Annotated in this window: 19 protein-coding genes; 11 read left to right on the top strand and 8 right to left on the bottom strand. The window is 71.7% G+C overall.

Going from position 1 to position 18372, the window contains the following annotated elements; genetic code table 11:
• Positions 1–93 precede the first annotated feature (93 nt).
• Positions 94–1455: a M20/M25/M40 family metallo-hydrolase gene (locus BMY89_RS23245; RefSeq protein ID WP_092382177.1), complete on the top strand. Its 1362-nt coding sequence runs from the start codon at positions 94–96 to the stop codon at positions 1453–1455.
• Positions 1456–1507: 52 nt separating this feature from the next.
• Here BMY89_RS23245 and BMY89_RS23240 read toward each other — a convergent pair whose 3' ends face one another.
• Positions 1508–1972: a PPOX class F420-dependent oxidoreductase gene (locus tag BMY89_RS23240; protein WP_092382176.1), complete on the bottom strand. Its 465-nt coding sequence runs from the start codon at positions 1970–1972 to the stop codon at positions 1508–1510.
• Between the two features lie 19 nt (positions 1973–1991).
• Positions 1992–2621 carry a DUF6642 family protein gene (locus BMY89_RS23235; protein ID WP_092382262.1) on the bottom strand — a complete coding sequence of 210 codons (630 nt, stop codon included), beginning with the start codon at positions 2619–2621 and terminating at the stop codon, positions 1992–1994.
• Positions 2622–2921: 300 nt separating this feature from the next.
• On the opposite strand from BMY89_RS23235, the gene BMY89_RS23230 reads away from it, so the two are divergent.
• Positions 2922–3710, top strand: coding sequence for a D-Ala-D-Ala carboxypeptidase family metallohydrolase (locus BMY89_RS23230; RefSeq protein ID WP_092382175.1), 789 nt, complete (start codon positions 2922–2924; stop codon positions 3708–3710).
• Positions 3711–3790: 80 nt separating this feature from the next.
• Here the strand turns inward: BMY89_RS23230 and BMY89_RS23225 are convergent, their stop codons facing one another.
• The 3 genes from BMY89_RS23225 to BMY89_RS23215 all read right to left on the bottom strand — a co-directional run bounded on the left by BMY89_RS23225 (position 3791) and on the right by BMY89_RS23215 (position 6449).
• Positions 3791–4276: a hypothetical protein gene (locus BMY89_RS23225; protein WP_232521508.1), complete on the bottom strand. Its 486-nt coding sequence runs from the start codon at positions 4274–4276 to the stop codon at positions 3791–3793.
• A gap of 206 nt (positions 4277–4482) precedes the next feature.
• On the bottom strand, positions 4483–5229 hold the full coding sequence (locus BMY89_RS23220) for a response regulator (RefSeq protein ID WP_372433338.1): 747 nt from the start codon (positions 5227–5229) through the stop codon (positions 4483–4485).
• Positions 5205–6449 (bottom strand): sensor histidine kinase, encoded by a 1245-nt coding sequence (locus BMY89_RS23215; RefSeq protein WP_092382173.1) that lies wholly within the window; start codon positions 6447–6449, stop codon positions 5205–5207. The genes BMY89_RS23220 and BMY89_RS23215 overlap by 25 nt, the downstream gene beginning before the upstream one ends.
• Positions 6450–6581: 132 nt before the next feature.
• Between BMY89_RS23215 and BMY89_RS23210 the strand changes: the two genes are divergently transcribed.
• The 3 genes from BMY89_RS23210 to BMY89_RS23200 are packed head-to-tail and all read left to right on the top strand — an operon-like array spanning position 6582 to position 9015.
• Positions 6582–7541 carry an ABC transporter ATP-binding protein gene (locus tag BMY89_RS23210; RefSeq protein WP_092382172.1) on the top strand — a complete coding sequence of 320 codons (960 nt, stop codon included), beginning with the start codon at positions 6582–6584 and terminating at the stop codon, positions 7539–7541.
• Positions 7538–8317: an ABC transporter permease gene (locus BMY89_RS23205; protein ID WP_092382171.1), complete on the top strand. Its 780-nt coding sequence runs from the start codon at positions 7538–7540 to the stop codon at positions 8315–8317. The genes BMY89_RS23210 and BMY89_RS23205 overlap by 4 nt, the downstream gene beginning before the upstream one ends.
• On the top strand, positions 8314–9015 hold the full coding sequence (locus BMY89_RS23200) for a YqeB family protein (protein WP_092382170.1): 702 nt from the start codon (positions 8314–8316) through the stop codon (positions 9013–9015). The genes BMY89_RS23205 and BMY89_RS23200 overlap by 4 nt, the downstream gene beginning before the upstream one ends.
• A gap of 54 nt (positions 9016–9069) precedes the next feature.
• Here the strand turns inward: BMY89_RS23200 and BMY89_RS31575 are convergent, their stop codons facing one another.
• The 3 genes from BMY89_RS31575 to BMY89_RS23185 form a co-directional block, all read right to left on the bottom strand.
• Positions 9070–10686 (bottom strand): M28 family metallopeptidase, encoded by a 1617-nt coding sequence (locus tag BMY89_RS31575; RefSeq protein ID WP_139218000.1) that lies wholly within the window; start codon positions 10684–10686, stop codon positions 9070–9072.
• A 179-nt stretch (positions 10687–10865) separates the two neighbouring features.
• Entirely contained in the window at positions 10866–12338 is a 1473-nt protein-coding gene (locus BMY89_RS23190; protein ID WP_111313861.1) for a serine hydrolase domain-containing protein, read from the bottom strand.
• Positions 12339–12399: 61 nt separating this feature from the next.
• Positions 12400–12903 carry an ArsR/SmtB family transcription factor gene (locus BMY89_RS23185; RefSeq protein ID WP_092382167.1) on the bottom strand — a complete coding sequence of 168 codons (504 nt, stop codon included), beginning with the start codon at positions 12901–12903 and terminating at the stop codon, positions 12400–12402.
• 108 nt (positions 12904–13011) lie between these two features.
• Here BMY89_RS23185 and BMY89_RS23180 point away from each other — a divergent pair, with 108 nt between their 5' ends.
• From BMY89_RS23180 to BMY89_RS23155, 6 genes are all read left to right on the top strand, one after another.
• Positions 13012–13944, top strand: a complete 933-nt coding sequence (locus tag BMY89_RS23180; RefSeq protein ID WP_092382166.1) for a ParA family protein — start codon at positions 13012–13014, stop codon at positions 13942–13944.
• A complete protein-coding gene (locus BMY89_RS23175; protein WP_092382165.1) occupies positions 13941–14180 on the top strand; it encodes a Rho termination factor N-terminal domain-containing protein in 240 nt (79 codons plus the stop codon). Before BMY89_RS23180 ends, BMY89_RS23175 begins: the two co-directional genes overlap by 4 nt.
• 90 nt (positions 14181–14270) lie before the next feature.
• Positions 14271–15122: an aldo/keto reductase gene (locus tag BMY89_RS23170; protein ID WP_092382164.1), complete on the top strand. Its 852-nt coding sequence runs from the start codon at positions 14271–14273 to the stop codon at positions 15120–15122.
• A gap of 84 nt (positions 15123–15206) precedes the next feature.
• Positions 15207–16193 (top strand): aldo/keto reductase, encoded by a 987-nt coding sequence (locus BMY89_RS23165; RefSeq protein WP_092382163.1) that lies wholly within the window; start codon positions 15207–15209, stop codon positions 16191–16193.
• A 302-nt stretch (positions 16194–16495) separates the two neighbouring features.
• Positions 16496–17512: an ATP-binding cassette domain-containing protein gene (locus BMY89_RS23160; protein WP_092382162.1), complete on the top strand. Its 1017-nt coding sequence runs from the start codon at positions 16496–16498 to the stop codon at positions 17510–17512.
• Positions 17509–18366 (top strand): ABC transporter permease, encoded by an 858-nt coding sequence (locus BMY89_RS23155; protein WP_092382161.1) that lies wholly within the window; start codon positions 17509–17511, stop codon positions 18364–18366. The genes BMY89_RS23160 and BMY89_RS23155 overlap by 4 nt, the downstream gene beginning before the upstream one ends.
• Positions 18367–18372: the final 6 nt, after the last annotated feature.

Genomic DNA, 18372 nt, shown 5'->3' with positions numbered 1-18372 from the left:
GAGGGCGCCGTCTTGGCTTCGCTCGACGACACCGTGACATCCCCGCACGAATCGTCCCGCTCCACCGGATCAGGCCAACTCAACCGGCGACGGATGTTGACCGTCGCACTCGGTGGCGCCGCCACCGTGGCGCTGCCCGCGCCTGCCTGGGCAGCAGCCGACCACCGGCCCGGCGCGATCCGTCCGCCCAGGCTCACCCCGGAGGACCGCAAGGTCGTCGCCCAGCTCTCCGCGAAGCGCGCACTCGCGCACCTGAAGGTGCTCTCGGAGGACATCGGACCACGCATCGGTGGCACCGACTCGGAGCGTCGAGCCGCGCACTACATCGCCGGTCAGCTCGACAAGCTGCGCTACGACACCACCCTGCAACCCTTCCCGGTCGCCGACAAGTTCCTCGCCCAGCTCAGCTCGCCGGCCCGGCTGCCCGGGGACCTGAACTGGCAGGTCGGGGCGAGCGGACAGGCGGCGCTGGACACCAGGGTCACCGCGTCGGTGGTCGATGTCGGCGCGGGTACGCCGGCCGACTACCCGGCCGACGTCAGCGGGAAGATCGTGCTGGTGGACTATGTCGCGGCCCAGCGCGAGCAGCTGGCCGCGACCGCCGTGGCCGCCGGGGCGGCCGCGGTGGTCTTCCTCCCGGCCGACCTGGTGGAGCCCCGCCGGGCGTCTGCCTTCTCCCCCACTCTGCCCGGCTCCGCCTCCGCGCCACTGCCGATCCCGGTCGTCGGGGTGGCCCAGGCGCAGAAGCACCGGCTCCGGGCCCTGCTGGCCGCCGGCCCGCTCACCCTGACCATCGCCACCACCGCGCACCGCGGGCTGACCTCGCACAACGTGTTGGCCGAGCGGCGCGGGCGCTCAGGCGCGGGCGGCCCGGTCGTCATGGTCAGCGCCCACTACGACTCGGTCATCGGCGCACCGGGCGCCAACGACGACGGCTCCGGCACGGTGCTCTGTCTGGAGCTGGCCCGGGTGCTGAAGGCGGTGCCGGTCGACGCCACGCTGCGCTTTGCCCTCTGGGGCTCGGAGGAGCAGGGACTGATCGGGTCGCGTTACTACGTCGCTCAACTGCCGCAGGCCGAGCGCGACCGGATCCTCGCCGTCTACCAGAACGACATGGTCGCCACCAGCTGGGACCCGGCTACGCGGTACTGGCTGCTGTCGTTCACCGGCGAGAGCAACCGGGCCACCGACGAGGTCTCCGCCGCGGCGCGGCGGCTCGGCTACGAACCGCAGATCTCCCCGGTGACCCAGCGCGGCGCCAGCGACCACCAGTCGTTCCAGGAGGTCGGCATCGCCAGCGCGAACTTCTCCTGGCGCGGTGAGGAGTCGCCGGCGCTGCTGGAGCCGCCGTACCACAGCCCGGAGGACACCATCGCCAAGAACATCAGCCTGGAGCGGCTTCAGGTGTCGATGGAACTGATCGGCTGCGCCACGTACGCGACGGCACGGCACTGACCGTTTCGGGCGGGGCGCGGTCGCGCCCCGCCCGTACGGCCCGGTTGGGGCCCTAGTCGGCCAGCCGGGCCGGGAAGCCGCCGGTGGCGACCGGTCCCCACCCGGTGATGGTGACCCGGATCAGGGACTTGCCCTGCCGCAGCATCGCCTGCCGGTAGTCGTCCCAGTCCGGATGCTCGCCGGAGATGCTGCGGAAGTACTCGACCAGCGGTTCGAGGGCCTCCGGCAGGTCGAGCACCTCGGCGGTGCCGTCGATCTGCACCCACGGGCCGTTCCAGTCGTCGGAGAGCACGCACGCCGACACCCGTGGGTCGCGGCGGATGTTGGCGACCTTGGCCCGCTCCGGATAGGTGGAGACCACCAGCCGGCCGGTGGCGTCCACCCCGGCCGCCACCGGCGAGGACTGCGGCCGGCCGTCGGCGCGGGTGGTCATCAGCACCACCCGGTGTCGGGGGCGGATGAATTCGATGAGGTCTTCCCGGTCGACCCGGGCGTTGCGAGCGATCGTGCGTGGCATCGTTCGTTTCTACCAGCCGTCACCGGTGGTGGCTGGCGGACTGCTGGCTGGGCACCCTGGGCCGCGCCGACGGGCGCCAGGCCCGGCCGTTGGCGTAGATGATCCGGAAGCCGAGGTACGACGCCAGGGGCGCCCAGTGCGCCGAACCCATCCGCAGCTCGGCGGCGTTGTGTCGCCGGCCGTTGGCGAGCACGTCGAGCAGGACCGTCTCGAACGCCGCCGACTCGACCCAGTCGACCTCGCGGCTGAAGCCACAGATCATCGCCGCCCCGGTGACGTCGAGGAACTCGCGCAGCACCGACTCCGGGGCACGCAGCACCGAACAGCTGCCGAAGTAGAGGCGCCGCCCCTCGCAGCGCCCGGCCATCAGCTCGGCCACCTCGGTCAGCTCGACCGAATGCCAGTCGGTCAGGCACAGCCGGTTCGGTTCGCCGTGCATCGCGAAGAAGCCGAGCCGGTGGTCGGCGTACTGCTTCAGCAGCCAGCGGTCGATGAAGTAGAAGAGTTCGTCCCGGGTTGCCGCGTCCTTGTGAATGAAGCGGACCTTGCCCAGCCGTTCGAGCAGTTCGAGGGTGGGCAGCACGGAACCGCGCTCGTTGAGATCACGGTGCCACTGGCCCTCGACGCAGAAGATGCCACCACGTGCCACGCCCACCTCCCCGCCGTCGCCCGCGCTGACGTTACCGGTCCGGGCCGACCAGGGAACATGGCCCTCGGTGTCGCCCTATGCGCGCTCCGCGCGCAAATGGCCAGTCTGCGGCCGGTCGAGCATTGCTGCCCGTTTCGCAAATAGCCCGAATTCCCAGCGAATGCTCAGGTGCAACGAATTGTGAGGACATTTCTTGTTAATCGCCGCCAAAGGGCTGGGCCGGTGCGAGGGTGGATCCACGGGACGGTTCGGTCGAAGTCCCGGATGCCACCCCAATCGCTGCCTATCGGGAGGACTTCTGTGCGCGTACACACCCTGAAACGGGCAATCGTCGCCCTCGCCCTCGCCCTGCCGGGCGCCGCGATCGCCTCGGTGGTCGCCGCGCCAGCGGCCCACGCCGACGGCTGCTACACCTGGGACCGCAACCTCTACCAGGGGCGCTCCGGCAGTGACGTGCGTGAGCTGCAACTGCGGGTCGCGGGCTGGGCCGGCAACAACAACATCGTGGAGCTCGACGGCCGGTACGGCCCGAAGACCGCTGCGGCGGTACGCCGCTTCCAGTCCGCGTACGGCATCAGGGCCGACGGGATCGCCGGACCGCAGACCTTTGCGAAGCTCTACCAGATCCAGGACAACGACTGCACGCCCCGGCACTTCAGCTGGAGCGAGCTGGACAACGGCTGCGGCGGCAGCGGGTGGACCGGCGGCCCGCTGACGTCCGCACAGACCCGGCAGAAGGCGCTACGCACGATGTGGAAGCTGGAGGCACTCCGCAAGAGCCTCGGCGACCAGCCGCTGAACGTGACCAGTGGCTTCCGCAGCCGCACCTGCAACAGCCAGGTCGGTGGGGCGTCGGACAGCCAGCACCTGTACGGCAATGCCGCCGACCTCACCTCACGCAGCAGGTCGCTGTGCCAGGTCGCCCGCGAGGCCCGCAACCACGGCTTCAGCGGGATCATCGGCCCCGGTGTGGCGGGACACAACAACCACGTGCACGTCGACTCGCGGCGGGAGAACAACCAGGACCGCAGCGCGAACAACACCTACTGGGCCGCGCCCGACTGCGGGATCCCGGCCGGCTACCGCTGAGGTCATGACGCCGACCCGGGCGCGGGCGGGAACCGGCCGCGCGCTCCGGGTCGGCGTCGTGCCGCCGCGGGCGAGCCCTCTCAGCTCGCCCGCGGCCAGCGCGGCGCGGTGGCGGGGGGAGCCACCGGCCGGCCGGACCCGGCGGGCCGGACGCCGGTACGCGCCGCCGGAGCGGCCACCCGGGGGGCCGGACCGCGCGTCGGGTAACCGGTGGCACGGTCCGGTCGTGCCGGATGGCCCGCAGCCCGATCGGTGCGCGGCGGGTAGCCACGGTCGGTGCCCGCCGGACGTGCGGCGGGCGCCGGACGTCCGGCGGCGGGCCGGCCCGCCGCCGGTCCGTTGACCAGGAACGGGAACGGCACGTGCACGAACGGATTGCCGTGCCGGATGAGGGCGTCGAGCTGTCGCTCGTTGAGCCCGTGGTTCAGCAGCACCCGCCGACCCCAGCGGTGCAGCCGGCAGGGGAATCGAGCACCGTCGTTGCGGCACAGCGCCCCCGACGGCCACTCCTCCGCCGCGTGCACGACCACCGCCCGGACGGCCAGCCGGACGTCTTCAGGGGTCAACGACGCCGGTACAGGCAACTCGCCCAGAATCTGATCGATGGGATCCGTCGACTGCTCATCAACTCGCACGGCAGGCCTCCCGCAGCTCCGGTAGCGGTGCGCTTGAGCACCGCACCTCGCAAACTGGTACGGCTCCCGGTGCGGGAAAGTTCAAATCCTTTACCGAGCCGCTCAGGGGCGCCGCGGAGCGCCGCCGGTCGAGCCGCTCAGACCAGGCCGGCGTCGTGCACGAGCAGGGCCACCTGCACCCGGTTGTTGAGACCGAGGCGGGTCAACAACCGGGAGACGTACGCCTTGACGGTGGCCACGCTCATGAACAGCTCGGCGGCGATCTCGGCGTTGGTGTGGCCCCGGCCCAGGGCCACCGCGACCGCACGTTCCCGCTCGGTCAGGGCCGCGATCAGCCGGGCAGCGCGCTCCCGCCGTGGGTCGGCCGGCGTTCCGGCCGTGACGTGCTCGATGAGGGTGCGGGTGACCGTCGGGGACAGGGTCGCCTCGCCCGCGGCGACCCGGCGCACCGCCCGCACGATCTCGACCGGTGGGGTGTCCTTCAGCAGGAACCCGCCGGCCCCCGCCCGCAGCGCCCGCAGCACGTGCTCGTCGGCGTCGAAGGTGGTCAGCACGAGCACCTCGGGCGGCCGGGGCAGCGCCCGCAGTGCCTCGGTGGCGGCCAGCCCGTCCAGCCGGGGCATCCGGATGTCCATCAGCACCACGTCCGGCCGGCAGGCGGCGACGGCCCGGACGACCTCGCTGCCGTCGGCCGCCTCGCCGACCACTGTGAGGTCGGGGGTACCGCCGAGGATCATCGACAGCCCGGCGCGCACCAGGGCGTCGTCGTCCACGATCAGGATCCGGACTTCTCGGCCCGGCCCCGCCGGAGGTACGGAATCCGCCGGCACTGCCCGCCCGCCCTCCGGCACCGGGCCGCTCACGGCGCCGGCCACGGCAGCCAGGCGGCCAGCCGGAAGTCGCCGTGCTCGTCACGGCCGTGCTCCAGCCGCCCGCCGGCGAGGTTGACCCGCTCGGCGATGCCGACCAGTCCGGTGCCGGTGCCAGGGATCGGCACCCCGGTGGACTCACCCACCGGCCAGCGGTTGCGGATCTCCACGGACAGCCCGTCGCCCGGGGCGCCGCTGAGCCCAACGGTGACGGCGGCGCCGGAGGCGTGCTTGCGGGCGTTGGTCAACCCCTCCTGCACGATCCGGTAGACGCTGCGGCCGACCGCGACGGGCAGCCGGTCCGGCGCGGACACCTGGTCACGCAGATCGACCCGGATCCCGGCGGTCCGGGACTCGGCGACCAGCGCGGGCAGGTCACCGAGGGTGGGCTGGGGTCGTTCCGGATCCTCCGGGAGCAACACCTCGGCGCGCAGCACACCGATCACCTCCCGGAGGTCCTGCAGGGCGGCGTGCGCGCTGTCCCGGATCACCCCGGCCGCCCGCGCCACCTCCGACGCGGGGGCGTCCGGACGGAACTCCAGTGCTCCGGCGTGCAGGCTGAGCAGCGAGATCCGGTGGGCGAGCACGTCGTGCATCTCCCGGGCGATACGGGTGCGTTCCAGCTGCCGGGCCTGGGCCACCCGCAGCTGCTGTTCGGCCTCGGCCCGCTCGGCCCGCTCGCGCAGCGACAGCACCAGCTGCCGGCGTGCCCGCACGAACAACCCCCAGGCCAGCACCAACAGGGTGATCACCATCCCCCAGACGGTGGACACCCAGTACGGGTTGCCCGGCTCCGGGCGCAGCAGGGCGAAGAACAGGTTGGTGAACAGTCCGGCGGCGGTGACCGCCAGGGCGACCGCCGCACGGCGGTGCACCACCACCGTGAAGTAGATGATCAGCACTGCCGCGACGGAGGTGACGGAGAACATCGCCAACGGCAGTGTCACCAGCGCGAGCCCGAGTGGCCAGCGGCGGCGGAACCAGAGCGCCAGCGTGCACACCAGGCCGAGGAGCGCCTCCCCGACGATCATCCAGTCGTACGGCAGCTGTTCGGCGAGGGCCGGGCTCGGCGAGGCGGCGTCGAAGGTGGCCAGGATCACCCATCCGAGCGAGACCAGGAAGCAGAAGCTGTCGACCAGCCAGTCGCGGGCGGTACGCCGTTGCTGACGGGGTGCCGCAGCGCCGAGCGACCCGGGCAGCAGCCCCGGGTGTTCGAGTACGACGGCGCTGGTCACAGCCGCAATGGTAGGCAGCCGTGGGTCGTGCGGCCAGCTACCAAAGTCGAGACCTGAGAGTCGACCTTCGGCTAGCCGACGGTCGACCGTTGGCCGCAGCGGGCGACCGGGTGGCCCGGGCAGGCTGACCACATGATCGCGGTAAATCAGCTCACCAAACGGTACGGGCGCTACACGGCCGTCGACGACGTGTCGTTTCACTGCGAGCCGGGCACGGTCACCGGCTTCCTGGGGCCGAACGGGGCCGGCAAGTCCACCACCATGCGGATGATCTGTGGGCTGACCCCGCCGACGTCGGGCACGGCCACCGTCGACGGGCGCCCGTACCGCCAACTGCCCAACCCGGGCCGCACGGTGGGGGTGCTGCTGGACGCGTCGGCCCAGCACGCGGGGCGGACCGGCCGGGAGGCCCTGGCCGTGGCGGCGGCGACGATGGGCATCGACCGGCGCGGGGTCGGCGAGGCGCTGGACCGGGTTGGACTGGGCCCGGTCGCGGCCCGCCGACGGGTGCGCGCGTACTCACTGGGCATGCGCCAGCGGCTCGGCCTGGCCCACGCACTGCTTGGCAATCCCCGCGTGCTGGTGCTGGACGAGCCGGCCAACGGTCTCGACCCGGAAGGGATCTTCTGGATGCGTGGCCTGCTGCGTGACTTTGCCGACCGGGGCGGCACCGTGCTGCTCTCCTCCCACCTGCTGCGCGAGGTGGAGGCGGTCGCGGACCGGCTGGTGGTGATCGGGGGTGGCCGGATCGTGGCGCAGGGCGGCAAGGAGGAGCTACTGGCCGGCGACGGCACCGTCGTGCGGGCCCGCGACGGCGCGGCGCTGCGCGGCGCGCTGGAGCGGGCTGGCCTGACGGCCAGCGAGGGTGCCGAGGGGCTGCTGGTCCAGGCCGACCCCGACGCGGTCGGTGAGGTCGCCCTGGCGGCCGGGATCGCCCTCACCGAGCTGCGTCCGGCCGGCGGCGATGGCCTGGAACAGCTCTTCCTGACGCTGACCGCCACCGCCGCGAGCCCCGCTCCGGTGGGCCCCGCTCCGGTGGGCCCCGACGCGAGCCGTACCGACGCCGAACTGACCAGGGAGACCGTCCGATGACCATCGCCACCGAGGTGACCCCGACCGTCCGCGCTGCGCAGCGCCGACCGTCGCTGGCCCGGTTGACCGCCGTGGAGCTGCGCAAGCTCGTCGACACCCGGGCCGGCCGCTGGTTGCTGATCACCATCGGCCTGGTCACCGCCCTCATCGTGACGCTCCAGGTGATCTACACGGAGGCGCCGACCCAGACGTTCAGCAACTTCTTCGTCCTGTCGCTGCTCCCGGTCGGATTCCTGCTGCCGGTGCTGGGCATCCTCTCGATCACCAGCGAGTGGTCCCAGCGCACCGCGTTGACCACGTTCGCCCTGGTGCCCCGGCGGGAGCGGGTGATCGTCGCCAAACTCGCCTCGATGGTGCTGGCGGCGCTGGCGTCGGCGCTGACCAGCCTGGCGGTGGCCGCCGTGGGCACGCTGGTGGCCGGTGTGACGGGCGGTGCCGGTACCTGGCGGATCGAGGGTGCCCTGGTGGCGCACGCCGTCGTCTTCCAGGTGGCCGTCGTGCTGATGGGCGCGGCGTTCGGCCTGCTGCTGCTGAACACCCCGCTGGCCATCGTGGCCTACCTGGTGCTGCCGACCGCCTGGTCGATCGTGGGCGAGCTGGTCCGGCCGTTGCACACCGCGGCCGAGTGGCTGGACACCGGGCGCACGATGGAGCCACTGTTCACCGCCGACGTGACGGCCGGGCAGTGGGCGCGAATCGGGGTCTCGCTGCTGGTCTGGCTGGTCGTGCCGCTGGCCGCCGGGCTGGTCCGGACCATCCGGCGGGAGGTGGCGTGACGGCGTACGGTACGCCGACCGTGGTCAGCGGCGGCGCTACGGAACTGCTGGTGCTCTGGGGCGGGATCCCGCTCGTCGGTGGCGCGGCGGGTGGGCTGCTCGCGGCCGGATCGGGCTGGGTGGCCGGCCTGCCGTGGGCGCCGATGCAGGGCCTGTTCCGGCTGGTCGACGGCCTACCCGACGGGTACGCCCTGACCGGCGGCGTGGGCGCCGGCGTGCTGGTCGGGTTGGTGATCGCCGCCATCGGCCACGCCGAACGGGTGCGCGTCACCGTGTCGGGGCACCAGGCACGGCTGCGCCGCGGCAGCACCGAACGGGAGTTCGGCCGGCGGGACACCGGTGCGGTGTTCGTGGACGGCAAGGACCTGGTGCTGCTGGGCACCGACGACGGCGAGTTGGTCCGGCAGCGCGGCGACCTGCCGGCCGAGCGGCTGGCCGATGCCTTCCGTGCGCACGGCTGGCCGTGGGTGGACACGGATCCGCACCGGACGGCGTACCGACGTTGGGTGCCCGACCTGCCCGGCCTGCCGGCCGGCGCCGACGCGCTGATGCGGGCCCGGCAGGAGGCGTTGGAGCACGATCGGGGCGACGAGGCCCGGGAACTGCGCACGGAGCTGGCCCGCTACGGCGTAGTGGTCCGGGACGACGGCAAGCGGCAGCACTTCCGGCTGACCCGGTCCGCGACGCCGCCGGCCTGACGCGAACGGACCGGGCCCACGAAGGGACCCGGCCCGCTCAGCGCGGCAGTTCGGTCACCTCCCGGAGGGACCGTGCTTGTGCTTGTGGCCGTGCGACTTGCCCTTGCCGTGCGACTTGCCCGGCGTCTTCACGCCGTTCACCTTCGAGGTGTCGTGCGCGAACGTAATCACCGCGGCGGCGATGGCGTCGGCGTTGACGTCGAGGGCGAAGACGTTGACGTTGCCCTGGAGCTTGTACTTCTTGCCCAGCGACTTGTACACGGCGGCGTCGGCACCGTCGGCGACCGGCGTACGGCTGTCACATGCCTGGTGGTAGCAGGGGTCGTAGGCAACGTCCGCCAGCCCGCCGAAGAGAGCGACCTCGGCGGCCGTCTTGACGCCCTCGGCGCCGGTAAAGAGGCCCCCGGCCGGGATGTCGACGCCGATGAACGCTCCGTAGTCCGAGCGGCCGGTGAAGTCGGACGGCACGGTGGGCAGCTTGCGGGAGGCGAAGAACTTCTCGAACACCTGCTCGATCTCCGCCGAACCCTCCGGCCCCGGGCCGGCACCCTGCTGCGCCGAGTCGTCCCCGTCGTACACCCCGAACACGTAGTTCGGCGAGCCGACCATGTCGAAGTTGAGGTAGAGGGCGATGTCGGCGACCTGCTGCTCGGTCAGGCTGTCCACGTAGTACTGCGAACCGATCAGGCCCGCCTCCTCCGCACCCCACCAGGCGAACCGGACCGCGTTCTTCGGCTTCACCTTCGCCATCTGCAGCGCCACCTCAAGCAGCGCGGCACTGCCGGTGCCGTTGTCGTTGTAGCCCGGTCCGGCCGGGTCCGAGTCGAGGTGCGCGCCGGCCATGACCACGTTGTCGGTGCGGCCGTGCCGGGTCTGCGCGAAGACGTTCTCGGTGCTGCGGATCTCCGAGGTGGTGTCGGCCTCGATCTGGACGACCAGGTCGGCCGTCGCCGCGAACTGCGCCCCGGTGTAGTACGACACGGAGACGGCCGGGATGCCGACCGGCGCGCCGAGCGTACCGGCGAACAGGTCGTAGCGGTCCGCGTTGGCCTCGGGCGTACCGTTGCCCTGGTTCATGACGATCGCGCCTGCCGCACCGGCGGCCTCGGCGTTGGCGACCTTGTCGCCGAACCCGCAGGTGCCGCGCTGCAGCAGGGCGACCTTGCCGGCCACGTCGACGCCGGCGAAGTCGCTGGCCTCACAGCCGGAGGTCGAGGCACGCGGCGGATCGAGGACGAGGTCCACCGGGACGACCAGACCCTGGGCGGTGCCGTCACCGGAGTAGCTCATCAGCTCGTAGTCGACCCCGTCGACGTACGACGTCGGGTTCGGTGCCACCTGGGTGAACGACGAGCCGAACTCCTCGTAGAACGCGAAGTCGAACTGCTGGCGGGTGACCTGGTAACCGGCCTTCTTCAGCAGCTTGGCCACGTAGTCGGCGCTCGCGTCGTAGCCCGGTGTGCCGGAGGCGCGGGTGTCGTTGTTGGCGTCGGCGATGGCCTGGAACCTGTCGAGATGCTTGAGCACCCCCTTGACCGTCACCGCCTTGGTCAACCTCTTGACCGAGTTGTTGGGCGGGCTCGCCAACGCCGGGCTTACCAGCGCCGTCGTGCCCAGGAGGGTGCCGGCCGCGATGGCGGCGAGCACTTTCCTGCCGGAGAAAGGCACCACGATGTGCCACGTCCTTCCTCTGTTGGTCGCCGGCTCCCCTACCCCCGTACGCCGGACCTCTCGCCATCCTGATGCACGTCGATGTGCATGCAAAGGGCCTGTTCAGCCGAGCCGAGCCGACGTTCGGCCCGCCACCTCAGTCGATCCCCAATGGGTTGCGACAGCCTTCGACCCTCCACTCAGGAGATCAGGGCGACCGTCAGCGCGGTGGCGGCGGCCAGCGAACCGACCAGCGAGGCCACCCGTCGCCACGGCACGGTGGCGTCGTTGACCGGCAGCTCCCGCCAGCGGTACGCGACCAGGGCCAACCCGGCCCCGGAGGCCGCGAAGCCCACCGGCCAGAGCCAGCCGGGCACCGCCGACCAGTCGCCCAGTTGGTGCCCCAGAGCGGGGTAGAGCAGCGCCCAGCCCGCCGCCGGCAGCACGGTCAGTCGGTCCACCGCGGTACGCAGCGCGGTGCCGAGCAGCGACAGGCCGCCGATGAAGGTGAACAGCAGCGCCATCCCGGCGCCGACCCAGGTGGGCAACACCGGCGAGGCGGTGCCGGCCGACTCCTGGGGTACGCCGAGCAGCCGCAGCCCGATCGGCTCGACGCCCTTGTCGGTGTTGCCGAGTACCACCACCCCCTGGCCGGTGGCCCGGTCGAAGCCCACGTACGAGTGGAAGCCGCCGGTGGCGCCGTTGTGCCAGGTGATCTCGCGGTCGCCGTAGCGGGTGGTGAACCAGCCGTACCCGACGCGGGCCCGTTCGGTGTCCTCGAAGCGCGGGTCCCCTGCGTCGGCACCGGGCGCGGTGCCGGCGGCGGTGGCCGAGACGAGCCGGGCGAGGTCCTCGGCGGTGGACCAGACACCGATGCCGGCGGGCGCGTATCCGGCGCCGATCCACGGATCGGGGGTGCGTCCGCTGCTCTTGGCGCCCTGGGCCCGCCCGGCGGGCAGCGCGTCCGGGTCGGTGGCGAGCACCGTCGCCGTCATGCCCAGCGGGGTCAGCAGTTCCCGGTCGAGCAGGTCGGGGTAGCTGGTGCCGGCGTTCGCGGCGAGCGCCTGACCGAGCACCGCCATGCCGAAGTTCGAGTAGGCGACCCGCCCCCGGCCGTCGCCCGGGCCGTGTTCGTCGGTCGCCGCGCGGATCCGGTCGACGTTCTGACCAGCGTACGGGTTGCCGGCGGAGAAGTTGGACCACAGCACCCGTGCCCAGTCGCCGACCGAGCCGATGGCGACCCGGGGCAGGCCGGCGCGGTGGCTGGCCAGCTCGGCCAGGGTCACCTCGTGGGCGGGGCCGGTGACCTCGGGCCAGGTGACGCCGAGGGTGTCGTCGGGGCGTACCGCTCCGGCGGCGGCCTGCTGGGCCAGCAACATGCCGGTGAGGACCTTCGGCACCGAGCCGATCTCGAACGGGGTGCCCGACTCGACCGGGTTGCCGTCGCGGTCGCGGTCGCCGAGGCCGGCGGTGCGGACCTGGCCGCCGTCGATCAGGGCGACGGAGAGTCCCCGGTATCCCTTGGGGTCCTCGACCGCGGCCCGGGCCGCGGCGGCGAGATCGGCGTCGCCGGTGGTCTGTGCGGTCAGCCGGGGCTCGCGGGGCATGAGACCGAGTCCGGCGAGACCGGCGACGACCCCGGTGACGAGGGCGATGACGGGCGGCTTGCGCATGGTGATGTTCCCTTCCGTCGGCGCTCCGGCGGCCACCGGCTGTGGTGGCCGCCGTGCGCGGTCAGCGACCGGCAGCGGTGAGGATGACCAGCAGCGGCACCACCCGCTCGACGGGAATCGCGTACCGGCCCCGGCCGGCGCTGCGCAGCCAGCCGGCAGCGGTGAGCTGACGCAGGTGGTGGTGCAGTTGGCCGGTGGTGCCGAGGTCCTCGATCCCGGCCAGTTCGGCGGTGCCCTGCCGGCCGCCGAGGATCTCGCGCAGCAGCCGCAGGCGTACCGGGTGGGCCAGGGCGGAGAGGGCCGACGGCAGCTCGGCCCAGTCGTCGGCCAGCACGTCGTCGACGGTCCGGCCGTACTGCCAGTCGTACTGCTGGCCGGCGAGGCGGACGGTGCCGGTGTAGAGCGCGGCGCCGGAACTGTCGGCGGGGAGCCGCTGCTTGAGCCCGTCGAGGGCCCAGAAGGTGCCCTCCGGCGGTGTCGCCGGCTCACCCGCGTCGCCGAGCCGTCCGACCAGCTCGGCGACCTGGGCCTCCAGTGCGGCCAGCCGCTTCTCCACATCCGCCATTGCTCGATAGTACGAACTTACGTAGTTACGTGCAAACGACGGACGCCCGGAAAGATCGACTCCTGCCGGACGGCCCGCTACCGTCGGTCGTCTTGGGGAGGTACGTCGATGTACGTCGTGTCCGTAATCAACTACAAGGGTGGGGTCGGCAAGACCACGGTGACCGCCAACCTCGGCGCCGAACTGGCCAACCGGGGGATGAAGGTGCTGCTCATCGACCTCGACCCGCAGGCCAGCCTGACGTTCGGCTTCTACGACCCGGACGACTGGCGGGACCGACTGCGCGACAGCCGGACCGTGAAACGCTGGTACGACGGGCTGCGCGAGGGCGACTCGACAGTCACCCTCAGTGAGCTGGTGGTGTCACCCGGCCCGGCGAACAGCCGCCTCACCGGTGCCGGCCGGCTCGACCTGATCGCCTCGCACCTGCAACTGGTGGACATCGACCTGGCGTTGGCGCGCAGCGTCGCCGGTGGCGAGGAGTACGACGCCGAGCTGTTCCGGGTACGTGGCTCGCTCGCCGAGGGACTGCTCGACGGCGGCCTCGACCCGTACGACCTGGTCCTGATCGACTGCCCGCCGAACTTCAACGTGGTCACCCAGTCGGCCATCATCGCCAGCGACCACCTGGTCATCCCGGCCAAGGCCGACTACCTGTCCACCCTGGGCATCGACTACCTGCACGGCAACGTCCGGGAGCTGGTCGACCAGTACAACGCCGACGCCCGCCGGTTCGCCACCGTACGCCGGCACCAGAAGGTCGCCCCCGACGTCGCCGGGGTGGTCTTCACGATGATCCAGCTGCTCGCGCAGCGGCCCATCGCCACCCACCAGGGGTACATGGACCAGGTACGCAACCTGGGCCTGCCGGTCTTCCCGACCGCACTGCGGGAGAACGTCACCCTCTACGCCACCAACACCCCGCGCGGTGTGCCGGTGGTGCTACGCGACCGGGTCACCGTGCCCGCCGTCCGCGACGAGCTGCGCCGGCTCGCGACCGAGTTCCTCGACCACCTCCAACCCCGACGGCAGCCGGCGTGACCGGCCGGGACGGCCCCGAGGACCCGACCAGGGCCGCCGAGCGACTGGCGGCGATGACCAGCCGCGCCGACGGCACCGCCTACCTCTCCGACTGGCCGGCCCGCGACCTGCGGGAGCTGGCCGCGAGCCTCGGCCTACGCGGCCTCGGCGGGCTACGCAAGGCTGAGCTGGTCGAGCGGGTGGTCGAGCGGACGATCGGCTATCGCCTCGCCTCCACCGCCGTGCGGCAACGCTGATCCGGGATGCCGTTGTGACCTCAGTTGCACAAGCGTGGTGCGTTGACGGTTTGGCGTGAAAAGGTCGGCCACAGCGGGTATCCCGCGCGAATGGCAACCAAGATTCCGGACATTGCGCTCAACGACGGCAACACCATTCCGCAGCTGGGCTTCGGGGTGTTCCAGATCAGCCCGGCGGATACCGCCGGGTCGGTACGCACCGCGCTGGACGTCGGCTACCGGCACATCGACACGGCCGAGATGTACGGCAACGAGGCCGAGGTCGGCCACGGCGTACGCACGGCCGGGCTGGCCCGCGAGGACGTCTACATCACCAGCAAGCTCAACAACGGCGCACACCGTCCCGACGACGCCCGTGCCGCGTTCCAGGCGACGCTGGACGCGCTGCGCAGCGACTACATCGACCTGTTCCTCATCCACTGGCCGTTGCCGACCCGCTACGACGGCGACTTCGTCGCCACCTGGAAGGTGCTGGAGGAGTTCCAGCGCGACGGTCGGGCCCGCTCGATCGGGGTGTCCAACTTCCAGGTGCCGCACCTGGAGCGGCTGGCCGCCGAGGCCGACGTGGTGCCCGCGGTCAACCAGGTCGAGGCGCACCCCTACTTCACCAACGACGAGGTGCGCGAGTACGGCCTCAACCACGGCATCGTCACCCAGGCGTGGTCGCCGATCGCGCAGGGCGCGGTGCTCGGTGACCCCACCATCGCCGACATCGCCGACCAGGTCGCCCGGACCCCGGCCCAGGTGGTGCTGCGCTGGCACGTGCAGCGTGGCGACGTCATCTTCCCGAAGTCGACCAACCCGAAGCGGATCGAGGAGAACTTCCGGATCTTCGACTTCGAGCTGGACGACGCGGTCATGGAGCGGATCACCCAGCTCGACCGGGGCGAGTCCGGCCGGCAGGGTCCGCACCCGGACAGCTTCGACTACCTGCCGGACTGATCTGATGCGGGCTTGACCTCGAGTGCGCTCGAACACGGACGCTGGTGTGGCGTCCACCGGCTCGGGCGCACGAGAGGAGTTTTCATGCGGTACCGCACGATCGGCACGGACCCGCGTACCCGGCGCGAGGTCAGCGTGCTCAGCCTCGGCGCGATGCTGTTCGGCACGAAGACCGACGAGGCCACCTCGTACGCGATCCTGGACCGCTTCATCGAGGCGGGTGGCACCTTCATCGACACGTCGAACAACTACGCGTTCTGGATGACCGGCGGGCAGGGTGGGGAGAGCGAGGAGTTGCTGGGCCGGTGGCGGCGCAGCCGGGGCGTCGGTGACGAGATCGTCATCGCCACCAAGCTCGGCGCGCGGCCGCTGGCCCCCGGCACCAGCTATCTCGACAACCCGGAAGGGCTGTCCGCGAAGGTCATCCGGGAGTCCGCCGAGCGCAGCCGGGAGCGTCTCGGTGTCGGCAGGCTGGACCTGCTCTACGCGCACATCGAGGACCACCAGGTCCCGATCTCCGAAACCGTGGAGGGCTTCGCCGAGCTCGTCGCGGAGGGCACGGTGGGGCTGCTCGGCGCGAGCAACCACCGGACCTGGCGGGTGGAGCGGGCCCGCGCGCTGGCCGCGGCGGCCGGCCTGCCCGGCTACGAGGTGCTCCAGTACCACCGCAGCTACCTGCCGAGCCGGCTGGACGGGCCGAGCGACCTGGACCAGGACGGAAACGTGGGCGCGGCCGGCGGTGAGCTGGTCAGCTACCTGCGGTCCGAGCCCGGCCTGACCCTGGTGTCGTACGGGTCGCTGCTTTGGGGCGCCTACACCCGTTCGGACAAGCCGCTGGGACCGGGGTACGACCTGCCGAGCGCACCCGTCCGGCTGGCGGCGCTGCGCGAGGTGGCGGAGCAGACCGGCGCGACGGTCAACCAGGTGGTGCTGGCCTGGCTGATCGGCGGTGACATCCCCACCATTCCGCTGGTCGGTGCCTCCTCGGTGGCGCAACTGGAGGAGAGCCTCGGCGCCGTCGACCTGGAGCTGACGCCCGAGCAGCGGCAGCGGCTCGACACCGCCTGGTAACGGGGGCCGGCAGCGAAGCAGGGTTCGCTGCCGGTGGTGGTGCGCGCCGCGGCGTGGCGGGCGTCGGACAGCCGCCGCTAGATCTGATCTAGCGGCGGCTGTGCGTTTTCTCGCGCCTTCGGGGTGAGCCGGCCGACCACCCATCCCCGGTCGTCCTCGTTGTAGGAGGCGGACGGCGACGGGTGCGACGATTCTGTCGTACCCGTGCAGTGAGGTGGGCGGCGAGCCGCAGAGGTGCCGCGCGGCCGGCTCGCAGCTGAGACGATCCCGCAGCTGAGACGATCGAAGGGCGAATAAAGATCATGAGTAGACGCACCACCGGCCTCGCCATCGAGGCTGTCGGCCTTACCAGGTCGTTCGGCGAGACCCGCGCGCTCGCCGGCCTCGACCTCCAAGTGCCCGCCGGCGCGGTGTACGGCGTGCTCGGCCCGAACGGGGCCGGCAAGACCACGGCGGTGCGCGTGCTGGCCACGCTGCTGCGTCCGGACGGCGGGCAGGCCCGCGTCTTCGGCCACGACGTGGTCGCCGAGGCCGACGCGGTCCGCGCCCGGGTCAGCCTCACCGGCCAGTACGCCTCGGTGGACGAGGACCTGACCGGCACGGAGAATCTCATCCTGCTGGGCCGGCTGCTCGGGCTGCGCAAGCCGGCCGCCCAGCAACGGGCGGAGCAGTTGCTGGCCGCGTTCGGGCTGACCGAGGCGGCCGGCCGGCAGGTCAAGAAGTACTCCGGCGGGATGCGGCGGCGCATCGACATTGCGGCCAGCATCCTCAACACGCCGGATCTGCTGTTCCTCGACGAGCCGACGACGGGGCTGGACCCGCGCAGCCGCAACCAGGTGTGGGAGATCATTCGGGCGGTGGTGTCGCACGGCACCACCGTGCTGCTGACCACGCAGTATCTGGATGAGGCCGACAAGCTGGCCAGCCGGATCGCGGTGGTCGACCATGGCCGGGTGATCGCGGAGGGCACCCCGGGCGAGCTGAAGTCGTCGGTCGGTTCGGGCACGGTCCACCTACGGCTGCGGGACGCGGGCCAGCGTCCCGAGGCCGAGCGGGTGCTCGTGGCGGCGCTCAGTGTGCCGGTGCAGCTGGAGGCCGATCCGGTGGCGATGACCGCCCGGGTCGGCGGTGACGGCAGTGACCTGGACGCCGCCGCGCAGGCCGCCCGGGCACTGGGCGAGCTGTCCCGCGCCGGGATCGTGGTGGACGACTTCTCGCTCGGCCAGCCGAGCCTGGACGAGGTCTTCCTGGCCCTGACCGACCACCCTGCCGTAGCGACCGAGGACGAGCGGGACGACGAGCTGGAGGCAGCCCGATGAGCAGCGACACCGCCACCTCGACCGGCCGGGCGCCGACGGTCTACGTGCCCTCGTCGGAGGCGCTGGCGACGGTTCTCGCCCCGGGTGCGCGACCGACCCGGCCGAGCCCTCTGTCGGCGTCGCTGACCTTCAGCTGGCGGGCCCTGCTGAAGATCAAGCACGTGCCGGAGCAGCTGTTCGACGTGACCGCGTTCCCGATCATCATGGTGCTGATGTTCACGTACCTGTTCGGCGGCGCGCTCGCCGACAGCCCGCGTGACTACCTGCAGTTCTTCCTGCCGGGCATCATGGTGACCAGCGTCGTGATGATCACCATGTACACGGGTATCGGGCTGAACACCGACATCGAGAAGGGGGTCTTCGACCGGTTCCGGACGCTGCCCGTCTGGCGACCGGCGGCCCTGGTCGGCATGATCGTCGGCGACGTGCTGCGCTACGTACTCGCGGCGCTGGTGATCCTGACCGTCGGGCTGGTGCTCGGCTTCCGCCCCGACGGTGGGGTGCTCGGTGTCCTCGCCGGGATCGGCCTGCTGGTGGTCTTCTCGTTCGCCTTCTCCTGGGTCTGGACGTTCTTCGGGCTGATCCTGCGCAGCGAGAAGTCCGTGATGGGGGTCAGCATGATGGTGCTGTTCCCGTTGACCTTCCTGAGCAACGTCTTCGTCGACCCGTCGACCATGCCGGGCTGGCTCCAGGCATTCGTCAAGGCCAACCCGATCACGCACCTCGTCTCGTCGGTGCGCGCGGCGATGGCCGGTACGACGGACGCCTCAGCCATGATGTGGATCATGCTCTGGAGCGTCGTGTTCGTGGTGGTCTTCGGCACCCTGACCATGTACCGCTACAACCGCCGCTGACCAAGC

This window comes from Micromonospora phaseoli, assembly GCF_900109115.1.
GTDB lineage: Bacteria > Actinomycetota > Actinomycetes > Mycobacteriales > Micromonosporaceae > Micromonospora > Micromonospora phaseoli.
Note: the sequence above shows the minus strand (reverse complement) of the source record. Positions and strands in the feature narration are given on the sequence as shown.

Bases quoted from the DNA above. Each gene is read 5' to 3' on its own strand.
- BMY89_RS23245 (WP_092382177.1), top strand. From the start codon at position 94: ATGTTGACCGTCGCACTCGGTGGCGCCGCCACCGTGGCGCTGCCCGCG.
- BMY89_RS23240 (WP_092382176.1), bottom strand. From the start codon at position 1,972: ATGCCACGCACGATCGCTCGCAACGCCCGGGTCGACCGGGAAGACCTC.
- BMY89_RS23210 (WP_092382172.1), top strand. From the start codon at position 6,582: ATGATCGCGGTAAATCAGCTCACCAAACGGTACGGGCGCTACACGGCC.
- BMY89_RS23205 (WP_092382171.1), top strand. From the start codon at position 7,538: ATGACCATCGCCACCGAGGTGACCCCGACCGTCCGCGCTGCGCAGCGC.
- BMY89_RS23190 (WP_111313861.1), bottom strand. From the start codon at position 12,338: ATGCGCAAGCCGCCCGTCATCGCCCTCGTCACCGGGGTCGTCGCCGGT.
- BMY89_RS23185 (WP_092382167.1), bottom strand. From the start codon at position 12,903: ATGGCGGATGTGGAGAAGCGGCTGGCCGCACTGGAGGCCCAGGTCGCC.
- BMY89_RS23180 (WP_092382166.1), top strand. From the start codon at position 13,012: ATGTACGTCGTGTCCGTAATCAACTACAAGGGTGGGGTCGGCAAGACC.
- BMY89_RS23170 (WP_092382164.1), top strand. From the start codon at position 14,271: ATGGCAACCAAGATTCCGGACATTGCGCTCAACGACGGCAACACCATT.
- BMY89_RS23165 (WP_092382163.1), top strand. From the start codon at position 15,207: ATGCGGTACCGCACGATCGGCACGGACCCGCGTACCCGGCGCGAGGTC.
- BMY89_RS23160 (WP_092382162.1), top strand. From the start codon at position 16,496: ATGAGTAGACGCACCACCGGCCTCGCCATCGAGGCTGTCGGCCTTACC.
- BMY89_RS23155 (WP_092382161.1), top strand. From the start codon at position 17,509: ATGAGCAGCGACACCGCCACCTCGACCGGCCGGGCGCCGACGGTCTAC.